This window comes from Campylobacterota bacterium, from assembly GCA_040752835.1.
Classification (GTDB): domain Bacteria; phylum Campylobacterota; class Campylobacteria; order Campylobacterales; family Sulfurimonadaceae; genus Sulfuricurvum.
The window spans coordinates 31,020-47,405 of the sequence record JBFMGG010000001.1 but is presented as its reverse complement, the minus strand read 5'-3'; the positions used below and the strand labels follow the sequence as shown (position 1 = coordinate 47,405).

Here is a 16,386-nt window from a genome sequence, read left to right as displayed (position 1 = left end):
CTCATGTTATGTCCTTATTGTGAATTATTAAATTATACTCTTTTTATATAAAAATATCAACCATATAATAAAGATAGTGCATATTAAACTTAATCAATATCTACCACTTATTTAGGAGACCCAAAAATACAAAGAGGTACTTGAACTCGAAAATGAACTTCACCGCCTTGACTCCGAAGAGTTTCCCAAAACGAACGCGCTGATTACCCAAAGCGCGATCGGCCTGGAACAGCAGTATCTTAAAGAGGGGAAATGTTCCGAGGCGATGGCGATCCAGAAAATGTACAAAACGAAACTGCAACCGCAATGGGACGGTCTTTTGTTCGACTGCGCCGTCAAAACGACCCAGTATGCCGTCGCCAAAAAAATCGCCGAGCCGCACCTCAAAAGCAAATCGCTCGCCGAACGCCAAACCTGGCTTTTACGCATGGCCAAGACCCAGTTTGGCCTCGGGGAATACAAGCAGGCGCTCAAGGCCGGAAGCGAACTCGTCAAGCTCCTCGAAGCCGAGCCGAATCCGGCACTGAACGAGGTCTATCGGATACTCTACGACGCTTCGCAGCGGCTCGGGAATGCCGAGGGGATGATCCGTCATATCAAAGCGGTCGAAACGGCGTTTCCCAACGATTTCAAGGACATCGAGCGTTACACGCAGATGGTGAGCCTGGGGCTCAAACAAAAGAACGAAGCGCTGCTCCAGACGTATGCGCGCAAGGTGATGGCGCTCCAAAACCGGACCAAAACGTACACCCAAACCCCCTACATCGAGTTTACGCTGGCACAGTCGCTCCAAAACGTCGAGAAAGATGCCGAAGCGCTGCAGGTGCTCAAGACGTTGAACGCCCGAAAACTGAATGCCGAGAAGCGTTCGCGCCAGCAATATCTCATCGGGGCGATCGCCCAGAAACTCGGTCGCGGAGCCGAAGCGCGCGCGGCGTTCAATGCGAGCATCAAAGCCGATAAAAATTCGGCATGGGGAAAACTGGCCAAAGACGCGCTGGCCCTGTTATAAAATACCCGCGGGAAGAAGTTCGGACAGAGGCTTCAGCCTTTCAAAAATGCTTGTGCGGCACCGTAAAGCGTTTCCGCGCTTCCGCTGGCATGGAGCGTGAACTGGTGGGCGTTGAAGGTCTGCTGCCGCTTGGCCAGCTGGGCCGTATGGGTTGTTATCCGTTCGCGCAGTTCGTTTAAATCGGACTCGCCGTCGAGGTATTCGAGCACTTCGATGATACCGATCGCTTTCATACTGTTGGGGCTTCTGCCGTAGAGGCGTTCAAGCTCGGCCACCTCGTCGACGAGACCGGCCCGGATCATCTTCTCTGTCCGAAGCGCAATTCTCTCCCGTAAGACGTTTCGATCGATTCGCAGCTCAAATACCGGGCACCCGGTGAGAACCGGACGCGGCGGGTGCAGGGCGAACCACTCCGAAGGGGGAAGGCCGGTTTGGAGGTGAATCAACACCATCTTTTCGGTCCGATACGCATCGGCGGGGGCGATTTTTGCCATCGAATCGGGATCGATACGCTGCATCATGGCGTACGCTCCCTCCTGGTCACTTAGGAGTTCTTTTGCCCTGTTCAGCGTTTCGGGGGTAAAAGAGGGAAGCTCGGAGAGTCCCTCAATCATACTTTTAAGATAAAAGCTGCTGCCGCCGACGATAACAAGGTGTTTTTCCTCGCGCTGAGCATACTCGCGTGCACGGGCGTATTCGTCGATAAAGGTTATAACGTTCGCGTTATGATCCGGTGCAAGGCGGTCTATTCCGAAATGGGGAACGCGAGAGAGCTCGGATGGGGAAGGCTTGGCCGAAGCGATGTCGATTTCGCGGTAGATGCTTAACGAATCGATGGAGAGGATGATGGCATTGTATTCTTCCGCGAGGGAAAGTGCGAGGTCACTTTTGCCGGATGCGGTAGAACCGATGATTGCGAGTTGTTTCATGACGAAATTATACCCGATGGCGCAGAAGAAGAGATCGCCTCCTCTCAAAGAGAATTTACGATAAAATAAATCCCATAGTTACCGAAGAAAAGGCAATACGTGAAGCGACTGGCGAAAAAACTGCAGGATTTCAACGAACTGGTGATGTTTCAGCACACCGTTTTTTCGCTTCCGTTCATCTTTATCGCGATGATCGTTGCGGCGGAGGGGTGGTTCGGATCCTCACTGCTCCTCCTCGGCGCGTTGGCCGCGATCAGTGCGCGCAACGCGGCGATGGGGTTCAACCGTTACGTCGACCGTGTTTACGACGCACACAATCCTCGTACGGCCGGGCGTCCGAGTGTCGACGGCCGGCTCAAACCCGCTTCCATCGCAATCTTTACGGCGGTGAATGCGGTTGCCTTTATGGCGGTTGCCTATTTTATCAACGACCTGGCATTCGCGCTGAGCGGTCCGATCCTTCTGGTACTGCTGAGTTATTCGTATTTCAAACGCTTCAGCGCGCTGGCCCATATCGTTTTGGGGATATCGCTCGGACTGGCTCCCATTGCGGGGGCGGTCGCGGTGCTGGGGAGTGTTCCGGTATGGTCGGTATGGCTGAGCGTCGGGGTCGTTTTCTGGGTTGCGGGATTCGATCTGCTCTACTCGCTGCAGGATATGGAATTCGACCGCGAACGGGGACTGCACTCCATCCCCTCGAAATTCGGCAGTGCCGCCACGCTCAAAATTTCGGCCCTGTTTCACATTCTCGCCGTCGTGTTCTGGGCGTTTTTCGTCCAGGAAGCGGCGCTGGGGTATTTTGCGATCGCGGCGGTCCTGTTTTCGGCCGCAATGCTGGGCTACGAACACTACCTCGTGCGGCGTGATTTTACCCAGATCGACCGCGCGTTTTTTACGGTCAACGGGTATTTGGGGTTCGTATTTATCGGACTGATCATCTTGGATAAGGTTGCAGCATGAACGACGTACGTTTGATAGAAGCTCCGCTGGAGATTGTTTTTGACAAAGTTTCGGCCAATGAAGGTGAATTCGAAAGGGAATACGCGCGTCTGAGCGAGACCGACGACGATGCCATCGGTCAATGGCTCCGAACCGCAAAAGCCAAAGGAGAGACAAGCGAGAGCGATCCGGTCGTTATTCACCTGCTGGTCGAGCTGTACCGCAAAATGGACCGGCTCGAACACCTGATCCTGAACAACGTGCCGCAACGCCTAGCGCTCTCGGTCAACGCGGCGATTTCCCAAATCGGGTTCGAGCATTTCGAACTGCTCGAACCCCTGCTTGAGCCGGGTGAAATCTACTACGGTCGGCTGGAACTTCCGGTCCATCCCAAAAGGGAGACCGCTCTTTATTTCGAAGCGCTGACCCCTTCTCTGGCACGGATCAGCCGGATCCATCCCAGAGACGAGAGTGAATGGGGAGCATACATGATGGCACGCGAACGGGCGATGATCCGCCACCTGAAAGGGCACGAATGAGTTACGGGATCGAGATCGCGCTGATTGCCCTTGCCGTCATGGTCGTAGGGCTGATCTATTACGTCGTGACCAAAGAGGGGGAAACGGCGTCACAGATTCGTGCCGTCGCCAAAGCGGTCGAGGAGTTGCACCGCGAACTTTTTATGATAGACAAACGTCTCAAGCAGGAGCTTGAGATCATCGCATCGTTGCAAGAGAGCGTTCCGCGGTCGCAGGATTCGCTGCATGCCGAAGTAGGGCGTGAAGTGAATGAAATATCCGTACCGATCATGGAATCGCTGGGCGCGATCGAGGGGACCCTTTCCGCATACAAAGAAAAGACCGAAACCCGCCTGCGTTATCTCGAAGAGCGGATCCGGAACCTGTCGCTTCCCACCTCCATCAGCGGCCTGGATGACGAGAAAGTAATCAGCCGCTACAATGAAGGGATGGAAGTCGATGCGATCGCCAAAGAGTTGCGATTGTCGAAAGCCGAAGTCGAATTTGTGCTGAAAATCAACCAACTCAGATAGTTATAAGGTTTGTCAGCTATAATTTCGGTCTCTTTTAAATGCGTCCGTAGCTCAGCTGGATAGAGCACCGGTTTGCGGTACCGGCGGTCAGGGATTCGAATTCCTTCGGGCGCACCACTTACAAACACCGTAATACAATCAAAACACTTCTCCGTTTAACAATCAGTCCGATTATTTTTTAGCATGGTTTCGAGTCATCGGCCCTGGCGCAATTTTAGCCAAGAATACTGCATCAAGCGGTTTAAATCAGTCCGCGCAGTTTCCCCCATGCGAGGCCAAGATACTCGTGAAATGCCGACTCGGAACGCTGGAGCCCTTCGGCTGAAGGGAATTCCCATACGTCATTGCGCTTTTTGACCTGGAAATCGGTCGGAGCGGGGAGCACGTTGACCCCCGCTTTGCTAAAAAGGGCCACGGCTCTTGGCATATGCGATGCGGAGGTGACCAGAACCAGCGGTTGGCCGCCCACGATCGATTTCGCCGCCATAGCCTCTTCGGCAGTATCTTTGGGCGTTTCGAGAAGAACGATGTCGCTGGAAGGCACCCCCAGAACCATTGCCATTTCGGCGTTTTTCCGGGCGTTGGAGACGGCATCGGTATAGCCGAATCCGCTGAAGATCAGTTTCATTCCCGGCCGGCTTTTGTAGAGGGCCACCCCTTCGTTGATGCGGACCAGCGATGCGGTACCCAGTTGCGAGGAGAGGGGAATGTCCGGGTTGCTCACGTGACCGCTTCCGAGCACATGAATATAACGCACGCCTTCAAGCGCCGTGGGGTTCAGCCGGGGGTGACGCTCTTCAAGAGGGGCAATCAACAGGGACGAAAAGGGGGCGTAGGAGAGGAGGGTTATCCAGACGAGGGAGGCAAGGATGACCCTCTTGGACCACTTGAGGTATCCGCGATGCCACAGGAAAAGCCCGATCCCGAACAGGACCAAAAAGAGGGGAAAGGGCATCAGCAGCGAGCCGAGGGCTTTTTTCAGAAAAAACATTTAGGCTTTGGCTTTGCGCGCCGCAATCTCGCTCAAAAAAGTTTCCAGATCGTATTTGCTGCGGTACTGGGGGGTAAGGATATGGATCAGGATGTCCCCCAGATCGACCGCGATCCAGTCGCCGCTCTCATCGACTCCGAGAAACTGTTCGTCGGGTTTGAGCCCTTTTTTGAGGTAGTCAAGCAGCGCGAAGGTATGGCGCTCATTCAGAGACGATGCGATCACGACGTAATCGGCGAAATAATCGCCTCCCCGCAGATCGAAGACTTCGATCGCCTCGGCTTTGTTTTGGTCCAGAATCTGGCTGATTTTTTCAATTCTTGCGTTCATTGCGTTCCTTGTAGTAGGTGATAATTTCATTTTCGATATCGGGTGAAAGGCCCAGCGGGGCGAAACGGGTCCGAAAATCGGTTGAGCTGACCGGTACGTCGACGCGTAGCTCGATCATGTTTTCGGGGACGGGTATACCCCCCCGTGAAGCGACGACCCATCGTACCGAAGCGTCGAGTTCTTCGAAACAGTGCCATTGGCGCAGCGATTCAAGATTGTCCGCGCCGATGATAAGGTAGAGCTCATCGCACGACGGGGCGAAATGACGGACCGTTTCGATCGTGTAAACGCTCCGTTTCTGGGCAATCTCGAAATCGCTGATTTCGACTTTGGAACAACCCCCGAAAATCTCGCGCAGCCAACGCAGCCGTCTTTCGCCATCGGCACGTACGGAGGGCTTAAAGGGATTACGTTCGGCCGGAACGATGATAAGTTTGTCCACCGGAAGGGTTTTAAGCGCTTCGGTGACGACACCCACATGACCGGCGTGCGGCGGATCGAAACTTCCGCCGTAAAGTGCAAGCTTCATGAACCCCGTCTTTTTTAATCCAAATTATAACCGAATTTTGGTAAAATCACCCCCTATTAAGAGCTTAGGATAAGGTGATGGCACTGAAGATTGCTATTAACGGCTTCGGCCGGATCGGCCGATCGGTCACCCGCGTCATCGCCGGGCGCGAGGATGTTGAACTTGTCGCCATCAACGATATGGCGTCGATCGAAATGATGCTGTACCTGCTGCAAAACGATTCGGTACACGGACCGTTTCACGCCGACGCGGCCATCGCCGACGCGGATCATCTGCTCGTCGGCGGCAAGCGGGTCAGGATTTTCGGGGAAAAAGATCCCGAACAACTTGATTTCGCCGCACTGGGGGCAGAGGTCGTACTCGAATGCAGCGGATTGTTCCTGACGGGGGCATCGACGCGCCATCATCTGGGCAAAGGGGTGAAGAAGGTGATCCTTTCGGCCCCGACGCAAGACGATGCGATTCCCACCTACGTGCTGGGGGTGAACGAGCATCTCTACCGGGGAGAGGCGATCATTTCGAACGCGTCGTGTACGACGAATTGTCTGGGGCCGATCGCCAAAATCCTCGAAGAGACGTTCGGGATCGAAAAAGGGTTGATGACGACGATCCATGCCTACACCAACGGGCAGGCGATCATCGACAGCGCGCACGGAACCGACATGCGCCGTTCGCGTGCGGCGGGGGTGAACATGGTTCCGACCACGACGGGTGCGGCCAAAGCCATCAGCCTCGTACTCCCGAGCCTTGAAGGGAAGCTCCACGGTCAAAGCGTCCGGGTTCCGACTCCGGACGTTTCGATGGTCGACTTGAACGTTTTGGTCCAAGGCCAAACGACGAAAGAAGAGCTCGGAGCCCTGTTCAAATCGTATGCTCTTAATCAGCTCAAAGGGATTTTGGAAGTCGACGAACGCTATCGCGTCTCCCAGGATTTTGTGGGGTCTTCGTTCAGTGCCACAGTGGCGGAGGACCTGATTCAGGTCATCGACGGAAATCTGGTCAAAATCATGGCATGGTACGATAACGAATGGGGATATTCCAACCGCCTTGTCGAGATGGCGTTGTTTATCAGTAAAAACTAAATTCATCAATCTTACAGTAAGAAGGAAATGTATGCAGCTGCTCAGCATCAAAGAGTGTGACATCAAAGGCAAAAAAGTATTTATCCGGTGTGATTTCAACGTTCCGATGGACGATTACGGCAACATCACGGACGATCGTCGTATCCGCTCGGCGCTTGCAACCGTGAACTACTGCCTGGATCAGGGGTGTGCGATCATCCTCGGTTCCCACTTCGGCCGCCCGAAAGGGGAACCTGACGAAAAATATTCTCTGGCCCCGATCGCCAGACGTTTGCATCAACTTCTTAAAATCGACATCAAAATGGCGGCCGACGTGGTCGGGGAGAGTGCGATGAAACTTGCCTCCGAACTTCAAAACGGCGAAGTGTTGTTGCTGGAAAACCTCCGTTTCGAAAAAGGGGAGACGAAGAACGATCCCGAACTCAGCCGCGCGATGGCCTCGATGGCGGAAGTGTACATCAATGACGCGTTCGGGGTGAGCCACCGTGCACACGCTTCCGTTGAAGGGATCACGCAGTATTTCGATGCCCAGCACAAAGCCGCCGGTTTCCTGCTGCAAAAAGAGATCCAGTTTTTCGGCACGCTGCTCGACCGTCCGGTACGTCCGTTCGCCGCGATCGTCGGCGGCAGTAAAGTCTCCGGTAAGCTCGAGGCGCTGATCAACCTGCTGCCCAAAGTCGACAAAATGCTGATCGGCGGCGGGATGGCGTTTACGTTTCTCAAAGCGCTCGGGCACGACGTCGGAAATTCGCTGGTCGAAGACGATCTGATCCCCGAAGCACTGAAAATCATGGAAGAAGCGAAAAAGCTCGGCGTTAAATTCTATCTCCCCGTCGACGTGGTGGCGGCCGAAAAATTCGCACCCGACGCGATGAGCCGCCTGGTGAGCATCCAGGAGATTCCATCGGGATGGATGGGACTGGACATCGGGCCGGCGACGGTACGGCTGTACCGCCAGGTCCTAGCCGACGTCCAAACCATCCTGTGGAACGGGCCGATGGGCGTATACGAGATGGATCGTTTTGCGCGCGGATCGAACAAAATCGCCCATTTCGTCGCGGATTCGTACGCGACAACGGTTGTAGGCGGCGGTGATACCGCCGATTTGGTCCAGCGCGTGGGTTTGGACGAGGAGATCACGTTTATTTCTACGGGCGGCGGGGCTTCGCTGGAATTGTTGGAAGGTAAAATCCTTCCCGGTGTCAAACCGCTGATGAAATAAGACCTCAGGTGCAGAAAGGTGCGCGGGTTTTGTCCTGTGTGAGTATTCCGAAGGAAGCGAGGAAAAGAAAATGATAGTGTGTGCCAACTTTAAAGCGAACAAAACGCGTCAGGAGACGCATGCCTACATGGCCGTCGTCGAATCGTTCGTCAGTGCGAACGATATTTCCGATACCGTGATCGTGTTCCCGCCCTTTACCGCATTGGGACACGAACAGCGCAATATCCTCATCGGGGCGCAAAACGGTTATCCGGCACGTAACGGAGCGTTTACGGGAGAAATCGCCCTCGAACAGCTCGAAGAGTTCGGCATTGAAACGATTTTGATCGGGCACAGCGAACGGCGTCACGTGTTGGGCGAAAGCCAGGAATTCATCGCCGAAAAATTCCGCTTTTTCGCTGAAAAAGGGTTTGCGATCGTCTACTGCGTCGGCGAGCCGCTCGAAGTACGGGAAGAAGGGAATGAAGCCCTGATGGCCTACATCGAAAAACAGTTCGAGGGGATCGATTTGGATTATGCGGATCTCGTGATCGCGTATGAACCGGTATGGGCGATCGGAACGGGACTTACCCCCTCGTTGCGCGACATTGAGCTCATCCACGGCGCGCTGCGGGCCAAAACCTCCGCCCCGCTGCTTTACGGCGGAAGCGTCAAAGTCGACAACGCCCGCGACATCATGGCGCTGGAGAACGTCGACGGGGTGCTTGTCGGTTCGGCGGCACTCAGTGCGAACGATTTCTGCGAAATGATCGCTCAGGCCGCGGAGCTTGGTGCCCAGGGGCGCTGAGGGTTCAATTCATTACAATACAAAAGGAGACTTATCATCAATGTTAATGCAAGGTAAAAAAGGGCTGATCGTCGGATTGGCGAACGATAAATCGATTGCGTACGGCATCGCCGAAGCGCTTCACGCGCAAGGCGCCAAAATGGCGTTCACCTATCTGAACGAAGCTCTCCAGAAACGGGTAGAACCCATCGCCGCATCTTTCGATAACTCTCCGGTGTATAAACTGGATGTTTCCGACGAAACCGACATGGCAACCATCGCCGATAAAATCGCCGCCGATTTCGGACAGATCGATTTCCTCGTCCACTCGGTCGCGTTTGCCCCCAAAGAGGCACTGAGCGAAGGGTTCATGAAAACCTCGAAAGAAGCGTTTCAGATTGCGATGGACATTTCGGTCTATTCGCTCATCGACCTGACAAATCGCCTTGAAGGGGTACTGGCACCGGGTGCCTCGGTGATTACCCTCAGCTATCTCGGCGGACCGAAATACGTTCCGAACTACAACGTTATGGGCGTAGCGAAAGCGGCCCTTGAAGCGACGGTTCGTTACATGGCCGTTGAACTTGGGGCGAAAGGCCAGCGGGTCAATGCGATCAGTGCCGGCCCGATCCGTACGCTGGCCGCCAGCGGCATCGGCGATTTCAAACAGATCCTCAACTGGAACGAGGCGAATGCCCCGCTTCGCAAAAACGTCACGATTGAAGAGGTCGGTAATTCCGCCATGTACCTCCTGAGCGATCTTGCTTCGGGTGTAACGGGCGAAGTACATTATGTTGATGCCGGATACAATATCATGGGGATGGCTGCGGTGGAGAAAAACGCCGAAGGCAAAACCGTTTTCATCTGGGACGAGCAAAAATAATCGGATTTATTTGATCCTTCGGCCGGGGATTTTGCCCGTCCGGATCCAAAATCGTATAGCCGCAGTTTATCTTACGGATAAGAAAAAGCGGCTAATTGTTACGAAACGTTACTTTCCTACAACCGGAAGAGTATTCACCATTTCCGTATGAGAAGGCTCTTTGGGTTTCCCCTCGTTCATCTTCGCTTTGTTGTCGTGGTAGACTTTCCACTTGTCCGCATATTTTTGGAGCGTAAACGGAGTAGTATCCTCCGGTTCGGGTTCGGGTTCGGCGGGAGCGGTGGTCGTGGTGACCTGACCGTCCGGCGTTTTGGTCGTCGTTACGACCTGTTTGGAATCCTTGGTGACCGTCTTGACCGTCCCGTCCGATGCCGTGGAAGTGGTGGTGACGGGCGCAGACTGCGTCATCGGAGTCCACTCTTCTTTCAGCCATGCGTCCAGCGAACGCTGCATGACGCCCGGTTCGGCTGCCGCCGTGGAACTTGGAGAGACGGCTTGAAGGGTGGGATTTTTGGAAGGGGAAACTCCTTCGCGATTGGCACAACCGACAAGGGTGAGGGCGCATGCCGCGGCGGTGATGACGAAAGATGCTTTCATTTTCGTTTTCCTTTGAATTATTTGATAATTTGATACTAAATACATACTATACCATAAACCCTCCGATAAACGCTTCGACGATGAAAAAAATTATTGTGACATTTTTGTCACATTCCCTAAAATAGGGATTTATAGGCGGTAAACAAAAAGTAAATGAAATTTTTTTTTCACAGCTATGTTTAAGATTGGCAGAGTTACAATTAATCCCGACGAAACAAAAACATAAGGTCAAACTTAACTTAAGGAGAATCAATGAAGTTAGTTAAAATGTCTCTTGCCGCGGCAGTAATGCTGGGTGCAAGCGCGTTCGCTATCGATAACGTAAAGGTGAGCGGTGACGCGAAACTTTTCTACGGAACGGATAATAAGACTCAAGCCGCAGGTGTCAGTGATGATCTGTTCGATCAGGCCAACAGCTATGCGGATACCGCGCTTCGTTTGAGCGTAACGGCGGATCTGACGAAAAACGTCTCTATGGGTGCGACGGCGTATGCCATCAGCACGCTGGGGCTTGAAAACAACCTCGTTGCAAACACTTGGACGGGTGGACACGATGCATCTGTTGAGGACAACTCATGGATGGGCGAACTCTGGCTGGCCGGAACAATGGGGAAAACAACCCTCAAAGTCGGTCGCATGGAACTCGACACTCCGATGGCTTTCTCTGAAAAATGGTCGATCGTTCCCAATACGTTCGATGCGGCGGTCGTGATCAATCAGGATATCCCCGATACGACACTGGTCGGTGCGTGGGTTGGCAAAAGTAATGGTGCCGATGCATTGCATACAGGTAATGCCGATGCAGACAGAGATGGTCTGCTTGTTAACGCAGGAAAATTTACAACATTCATGAAGCAGGGCGCATATGCAGCTGGTTTTGTGAACAACTCATTCAAACCGCTTGTTGCACAGGCATGGTACTATGACATCGGTATGGTAGCGGATGCGTACTGGCTACAAGCCGATATCGACTGCCAGTTGGTTAAAGGGGTTAAAATCGGTGCTCAGTATGCGAACATCGATCCCAAAGAAAACGGTGTGTTGGGAAGTGGCGCTGAAACTTCATCAGCGTATGCATTCAAACTTGCATATCAAGGGATCGAAGGGTTGAACGTTTCGGCAGCTTATTCTAAAGCGGATGAAAAAGGTGCAATCCAGATTCAAAACGTTGCAACTGGTAGAGATGCGTCAACTTCTGCAAATTCAGGACAGTCAAAACTCTATACGGAAGCATGGTGGAACTACGGTTACGTAGGTTCAAAAGATGCGGAAGCTCTTAACCTGACGGCTGAGTACGATATGAAAGACATCGCAAAATTCGGTGTTTACTACACAACCGTCAGCAACGATATCGCGGCCAGCACGCACGAAATGGATGAAGTAGCCGTTACCGCTACAAAATCTTTCGGTGCTCTGGATACAACATTGGCGTACATTTCAACAAATGCCGATGATGCCAACAGCGGGAAACAATACGATACCGTACAGGCTTACCTGACACTCAAATTCTAAGCGCCATTCGACGCTTCACCCCCTCGGGGGTGAGATTCTCTCCCTTTTTTTCTTCTTTCTTCCGCTATAATCATTGCATGAAATATCTTTTCCGTTCTCTTGCCTATACCGTACTGATGCTGCTGCTGATTTCACTTATCTCGTTCGGAGCGATCCATATGGCGCCGAACAGTTTTGTGGGAGGGGAACTCAATCCCAACATGACCCAGGAGACGATTGCCCAGCTTAAAGCGGTGTACGGGTTGGACAAACCGCTGTGGAAGCAGTATGCCGATTGGGTTTACAACCTTTCAAGGCTCAATTTCGGCGTTTCGTTCGTAAGCGGGGAAGAGGTGAGCGAAGTCGTAGCGCAAAGGCTGCCTGTGACGCTGTGGATAAATCTCGCCGCAATGGCACTGACTTTTATCGTTTCATTGTGGCTGGGGATCAAAGCGGCAATGAATTACGGCAATGCGAAAGACACCGCACTGATTCAATTCTCTCTCGTCAGCTTCGCGATGCCCTCGTATTATCTGGCACTGGTTTTGATGCTGGTCTTGGGATTTACACTGGAATGGTTTCCGCTGAGCGGGCTTCATTCCCTCGAACCGCCCGAGGGGATCGGATACTACCTCGATATGGCATGGCACCTGACGCTTCCGGTTTCGGTCATGGTCTTTGTCGGGGTGGGCAGCCTGACGCTCTATGTCCGCTCGCTCGTCGTCGAAATTCTCAAAAGCGATTATATCTATTTTGCCCGAGCGCGCGGAATCGACGAAAGAAGGATCGTCCGCTACTACATTCTTCCCAATCTCCTACCGCCGATCGTGACGATGCTGGGGCTTTCCGTCCCCGGGCTTATCGGCGGATCGGTCATACTGGAGTCGATTTTCGGGATCGAGGGGATGGGACAGCTTTTTTATCTCTCGGCAATGAGCCGGGATTATCCGGTGATTATGGGGATTTTGATGATGAGCGCGTTTTTGACGCTGATAGGGAACCAGATCGCCGATGCGATCTTGCTCAAATTAAATCCGTTTGTGAAAAGAGGATGACGCTTTTCTTTTTCGTGAGAAAAGCGGAAGAAATTTTTAATTGCCGAACAGCGCTTCGAGAGAGCTGATCCCCTCTTTTTTCTCTTCGGCCGCTTTTTCGCCTGCGGCTGTTCCGCCCTGTTCGTTCAGTTCGATCGTGTATCCCGTCAGCATCGATGCGAGGCGGATGTTGATCCCGCTTTTTCCGATCGCTTTGGATTTTTGGTCGCTGGGGAGGGTGACGATGGCCTTTTTCTCCCCCTCTTCGGTCTCTTCGATGGCGACTGCCGAGATAATCGCCGGGCTCATGGCGCGGGAGATGAACAGCTCGGGCTGGGGAGTGTACTCGACGCAGTCGATGTTTTCACCGCAAAGTTCTTCGCTCACCGCATTGATCCGTACACCCCGTACGCCGACGGTCGCCCCGATCGGATCGATTTGAGGGCGGTTGGTGTAAAGGGCGATTTTGGCCCGTTCACCGGGGATACGGGCACATTTTTCGATCACGACGATGCCGTCTTTGATCTCGGGGACTTCGAGGGCGAGAAGCTCTTCGAGGAATTTCGGCGAAGTGCGCGAGAGTTCCATCGAGATTCCGTTGATTTTGTCGACATGGACCCGACGCACGATCGCGCTGACCATATCGCCTACCTTGAATTTTTCACCTTTGATCCGGTTTTTCATCGGGAGAACGGCGCGGATCTCGTCGATTTCGATCGTCGTGTTCTGCTGTTCGTCGACGCGGGTAACGCGCCCGGAGACGATCTGGTTGATTTTGCTTTTGTATTTGTCGTACAACTCGTTTTCGACGAGGCGCTGGATGTGGAACTCGATTTCGCGGTGCAGTGTCGCGAACGCGCTGCGTCCGTAGCTTTCGATGTCATGCTCCATCTGAAGCTGATCGCCGATTTCGGCATCTTCGTCGATTTCGAGGGCGTTCGAAAGGCTCATGTACGCCCCCGCTTCCTCCCCCTCAAGTTCCGGGGCATCGTCCGGGACGACGGTAATGATCTGGCGGAGTTTGACCTGCTTGGTCCGTTCATCAATGTCGGCTTCGAATGCAAACGTCGGGTTGATGATCCGTTTGGCCGTTTGGATGAACGAAGTTTTGATCGCCTCTTTGACGTTTTCGCGGCTGAGCCCTTTTTCGTTGGCGATCGAATCGATAATGTCTAAAATATTTTCCATAGAAATATCCTTTTTCGGTAGTCGAAACTCATAAAAAAATCGGTTTGGTTTGGGAAAGCTTTTTTATGAAGGAAAAGTATTATACATAATTTTCTCTTAATACGATATTTATCGAAACACCGATATAATCCCGATAATATCAAGAACTCTATCCAAAGAAGGGAATCACCGCATGGAACTTAAAATTGCCCGCAGCGAACACGACGCAAAACCCAAAAAAATCGACCTCAAAAAAATCACCGAGATGGTGGAAAAAAGCAATTCGGTTATCCTTTATTTCGACCGTGAGAACTCGCACAAAGACCTTTTGTCGCTTCAAGACCATTTCGAAGGCGAAGGGAAAAGTTTTTACATGCGCGAGGTGCGTTACGGTCTTTCGACAAACGAATACATGTACGAGGTCCACATCCTCTAATGTCTAAAAAACTCTTTATCGAGACGCTCGGATGCGCGATGAACGTACGCGATTCGGAGCATATGATCGCCGAACTCAATGCACGCGAAGGGTATGAACTCACCGACAACGCGCGGGACGCCGATCTGATCCTCATCAACACCTGCTCCGTTCGCGAAAAGCCCGTGCACAAGCTTTTTTCCGAACTGGGCGGATTCAACAAGATCAAAAAAGAAGGGGCCAAAATCGGCGTATGCGGCTGCACCGCGTCCCACTTGGGCAAAGAGATCATTAAAAAAGCCCCTTACGTCAATTTTGTCCTCGGCGCGCGCAACGTCTCCAAAATCGGCGAGGTGATCCACCGCGAGAAGGCAGTCGAGATCGACATCGATTTCGACGAATCGCAGTTCGCGTTCAAGGATTTCCGCTCAAGCCCTTACAAAGCCTACATCAACATTTCGATCGGCTGCGACAAGCAGTGTACGTTTTGCATCGTTCCCAAAACGCGCGGAGACGAGATTTCCATACCGTCCGACCTGATCGTTGCCGAAGCGCGCAAGGCCGCGGAATCGGGAGCAAAAGAAGTTTTTTTGCTCGGGCAGAACGTCAACAATTACGGCAGACGCTTTTCGGGAGAACACGAGAAGATCAATTTCACCGAGCTGCTCCGCCGCGTCAGCGCGGTCGAAGGGATCGAGAGAATCCGCTTCACGTCGCCCCATCCGCTTCACATGGACGATGAGTTTATCGAGGAGTTCGCCCGCAATCCGAAGATCTGCAAATCGATGCACATGCCGCTTCAGAGCGGTTCGACCGAGGTCCTCAAAGCGATGAAGCGCGGGTACGGCAAAGAATGGTTCTTGAACCGCGCCGCCAAACTCCGGGCCATGGTTCCCGACGTCAGCATCAGCACCGATATCATCGTCGCGTTTCCCGGCGAGAGCGATGCGGATTTCGACGAGACGCTCGACGTCATGCGGCAGGTCCGTTTCGAGCAGATTTTCAGCTTCAAATACTCTCCGCGCCCCCTTACGGAAGCGGAGGGAATGACCAATACCGTCGATCCCGAAACCGGTTCGGAACGCCTCAGCCGTCTGCAGGCGTATCAGGACACGATTCTTGATGAGATTACCGCCGGTTATCTCGGAAAAGAGTTCGACGTCTATTTCGAAGAGCTCCGGAGTGAGGGCTACGTCGCCGGGCGGACGGACAACAATATCGTTGTCAAGGTCAAAGGCTCCGAGGAGTGGCTGGGCAGGATCGCCCGCGTCAGAATTACGGAGGTTTCCCGTCTCGTCCAATACGGAGAGATCGTTGCGTAAAAAAATCGTACGCACGCTCGCGTTGTGGCTGATCCCACCCATCGGGGCGTTGCTGATACGTTTGATTTATGCGACGAGCAAAAAACGGTTTCATCTCCCATCGCTCGTCCCTTCCGAGCCTGTCATTTTCGCGTTCTGGCACGGCGATTTGCTGCTTCAGCCCTATCTCTATTACCGTTTCCGCAAAGTCCCCAAAGCCAACGTTCTGATTTCGGACCATTTCGACGGGCAGATTATCGCGCGGATCATGCGTTATTTCCGTCTGGGGACGATCCACGGTTCGACGACACGCGGCGGTGCGAAAGTGCTGATTCAGGGGATGAAATCGCTCTCCGAAGGGTACGACATCGGCATTACCCCCGACGGACCCAAGGGCCCCCGCCATGAAATGAGCGACGGCGCAGTCGTCATGGCCCAGAAGCGTAACGCCAAAGTCATCGTTTTCCAGTGCGTTCCCTCCTCGTACTGGCAGCTGGGAAGCTGGGACCGTTTTACGATTCCCAAACCGTTCGGGACGCTCGATTTTTATGCTTCCGAGCCGATCGATCTGGCGGGAATGGAGTTCGAAGCGGCCAAAGCGCTGGTCCGGGAAAAACTGATGGAACGCGCTTTTTAGGTTTGTCTTT

General features: G+C 53.1%; 19 protein-coding genes and 1 tRNA gene. 14 read left to right on the top strand and 6 right to left on the bottom strand.

Features of this window, described 5'->3' with window-relative positions:
- Nucleotides 1-265: 265 nt before the first annotated feature.
- Nucleotides 266-1,012 carry a hypothetical protein gene (locus tag AB1763_00235; protein MEW5831253.1) on the top strand — a complete coding sequence of 249 codons (747 nt, stop codon included), beginning with the start codon at nucleotides 266-268 and terminating at the stop codon, nucleotides 1,010-1,012.
- A gap of 32 nt (nucleotides 1,013-1,044) precedes the next feature.
- Here AB1763_00235 and miaA read toward each other — a convergent pair whose 3' ends face one another.
- Nucleotides 1,045-1,941, bottom strand: a complete 897-nt coding sequence (gene miaA, locus AB1763_00230) for a tRNA (adenosine(37)-N6)-dimethylallyltransferase MiaA (GenBank protein ID MEW5831252.1) — start codon at nucleotides 1,939-1,941, stop codon at nucleotides 1,045-1,047.
- 99 nt (nucleotides 1,942-2,040) lie between these two features.
- On the opposite strand from miaA, the gene mqnP reads away from it, so the two are divergent.
- From mqnP to AB1763_00210, 4 genes are all read left to right on the top strand, one after another.
- Nucleotides 2,041-2,901 carry a menaquinone biosynthesis prenyltransferase MqnP gene (mqnP, locus tag AB1763_00225; protein MEW5831251.1) on the top strand — a complete coding sequence of 287 codons (861 nt, stop codon included), beginning with the start codon at nucleotides 2,041-2,043 and terminating at the stop codon, nucleotides 2,899-2,901.
- Entirely contained in the window at nucleotides 2,898-3,419 is a 522-nt protein-coding gene (locus tag AB1763_00220) for a hypothetical protein (protein MEW5831250.1), read from the top strand. The genes mqnP and AB1763_00220 overlap by 4 nt, the downstream gene beginning before the upstream one ends.
- Nucleotides 3,416-3,931 (top strand): hypothetical protein, encoded by a 516-nt coding sequence (locus AB1763_00215; protein MEW5831249.1) that lies wholly within the window; start codon nucleotides 3,416-3,418, stop codon nucleotides 3,929-3,931. Before AB1763_00220 ends, AB1763_00215 begins: the two co-directional genes overlap by 4 nt.
- A 40-nt stretch (nucleotides 3,932-3,971) precedes the next feature.
- Nucleotides 3,972-4,048 (top strand) — tRNA-Arg (locus AB1763_00210).
- 124 nt (nucleotides 4,049-4,172) lie between these two features.
- Here AB1763_00210 and elyC read toward each other — a convergent pair.
- Genes elyC through nadD form a run of 3 tightly spaced genes read right to left on the bottom strand, consistent with a single transcriptional unit; the run spans nucleotide 4,173 to nucleotide 5,781 of the window.
- Nucleotides 4,173-4,922 carry an envelope biogenesis factor ElyC gene (elyC, locus tag AB1763_00205; protein MEW5831248.1) on the bottom strand — a complete coding sequence of 250 codons (750 nt, stop codon included), beginning with the start codon at nucleotides 4,920-4,922 and terminating at the stop codon, nucleotides 4,173-4,175.
- Entirely contained in the window at nucleotides 4,923-5,252 is a 330-nt protein-coding gene (gene rsfS / locus AB1763_00200; GenBank protein MEW5831247.1) for a ribosome silencing factor, read from the bottom strand.
- On the bottom strand, nucleotides 5,236-5,781 hold the full coding sequence (nadD, locus tag AB1763_00195; GenBank protein ID MEW5831246.1) for a nicotinate (nicotinamide) nucleotide adenylyltransferase: 546 nt from the start codon (nucleotides 5,779-5,781) through the stop codon (nucleotides 5,236-5,238). The genes rsfS and nadD overlap by 17 nt, the downstream gene beginning before the upstream one ends.
- Nucleotides 5,782-5,858: 77 nt before the next feature.
- Here nadD and gap point away from each other — a divergent pair, with 77 nt between their 5' ends.
- The 4 genes from gap to fabI all read left to right on the top strand — a co-directional run bounded on the left by gap (nucleotide 5,859) and on the right by fabI (nucleotide 9,734).
- Nucleotides 5,859-6,863: a type I glyceraldehyde-3-phosphate dehydrogenase gene (gene gap, locus AB1763_00190; protein ID MEW5831245.1), complete on the top strand. Its 1,005-nt coding sequence runs from the start codon at nucleotides 5,859-5,861 to the stop codon at nucleotides 6,861-6,863.
- A 31-nt stretch (nucleotides 6,864-6,894) separates the two neighbouring features.
- Nucleotides 6,895-8,085 carry a phosphoglycerate kinase gene (locus tag AB1763_00185; GenBank protein ID MEW5831244.1) on the top strand — a complete coding sequence of 397 codons (1,191 nt, stop codon included), beginning with the start codon at nucleotides 6,895-6,897 and terminating at the stop codon, nucleotides 8,083-8,085.
- 70 nt (nucleotides 8,086-8,155) lie between these two features.
- Nucleotides 8,156-8,872: a triose-phosphate isomerase gene (locus AB1763_00180; protein ID MEW5831243.1), complete on the top strand. Its 717-nt coding sequence runs from the start codon at nucleotides 8,156-8,158 to the stop codon at nucleotides 8,870-8,872.
- Nucleotides 8,873-8,912: 40 nt separating this feature from the next.
- A complete protein-coding gene (gene fabI / locus AB1763_00175; GenBank protein ID MEW5831242.1) occupies nucleotides 8,913-9,734 on the top strand; it encodes an enoyl-ACP reductase FabI in 822 nt (273 codons plus the stop codon).
- A gap of 108 nt (nucleotides 9,735-9,842) precedes the next feature.
- Here the strand turns inward: fabI and AB1763_00170 are convergent, their stop codons facing one another.
- Complete coding sequence (locus tag AB1763_00170; protein MEW5831241.1) at nucleotides 9,843-10,331, bottom strand: hypothetical protein; 489 nt, start codon at nucleotides 10,329-10,331, stop codon at nucleotides 9,843-9,845.
- Between the two features lie 252 nt (nucleotides 10,332-10,583).
- Here AB1763_00170 and AB1763_00165 point away from each other — a divergent pair, with 252 nt between their 5' ends.
- Nucleotides 10,584-11,843, top strand: a complete 1,260-nt coding sequence (locus AB1763_00165; protein ID MEW5831240.1) for an OprD family outer membrane porin — start codon at nucleotides 10,584-10,586, stop codon at nucleotides 11,841-11,843.
- 77 nt (nucleotides 11,844-11,920) lie between these two features.
- Nucleotides 11,921-12,877 (top strand): ABC transporter permease, encoded by a 957-nt coding sequence (locus AB1763_00160; GenBank protein MEW5831239.1) that lies wholly within the window; start codon nucleotides 11,921-11,923, stop codon nucleotides 12,875-12,877.
- 36 nt (nucleotides 12,878-12,913) lie between these two features.
- Here AB1763_00160 and nusA read toward each other — a convergent pair whose 3' ends face one another.
- On the bottom strand, nucleotides 12,914-14,044 hold the full coding sequence (nusA, locus tag AB1763_00155) for a transcription termination factor NusA (GenBank protein MEW5831238.1): 1,131 nt from the start codon (nucleotides 14,042-14,044) through the stop codon (nucleotides 12,914-12,916).
- A gap of 172 nt (nucleotides 14,045-14,216) precedes the next feature.
- On the opposite strand from nusA, the gene AB1763_00150 reads away from it, so the two are divergent.
- From AB1763_00150 to AB1763_00140, 3 genes are read left to right on the top strand one after another with little or no spacing between them, the layout of a single operon-like run.
- On the top strand, nucleotides 14,217-14,459 hold the full coding sequence (locus AB1763_00150; protein ID MEW5831237.1) for an HP0268 family nuclease: 243 nt from the start codon (nucleotides 14,217-14,219) through the stop codon (nucleotides 14,457-14,459).
- Nucleotides 14,459-15,760: a tRNA (N6-isopentenyl adenosine(37)-C2)-methylthiotransferase MiaB gene (gene miaB, locus AB1763_00145; protein MEW5831236.1), complete on the top strand. Its 1,302-nt coding sequence runs from the start codon at nucleotides 14,459-14,461 to the stop codon at nucleotides 15,758-15,760. Before AB1763_00150 ends, miaB begins: the two co-directional genes overlap by 1 nt.
- Entirely contained in the window at nucleotides 15,753-16,376 is a 624-nt protein-coding gene (locus AB1763_00140; protein ID MEW5831235.1) for a lysophospholipid acyltransferase family protein, read from the top strand. Before miaB ends, AB1763_00140 begins: the two co-directional genes overlap by 8 nt.
- Nucleotides 16,377-16,386 lie beyond the last annotated feature (10 nt).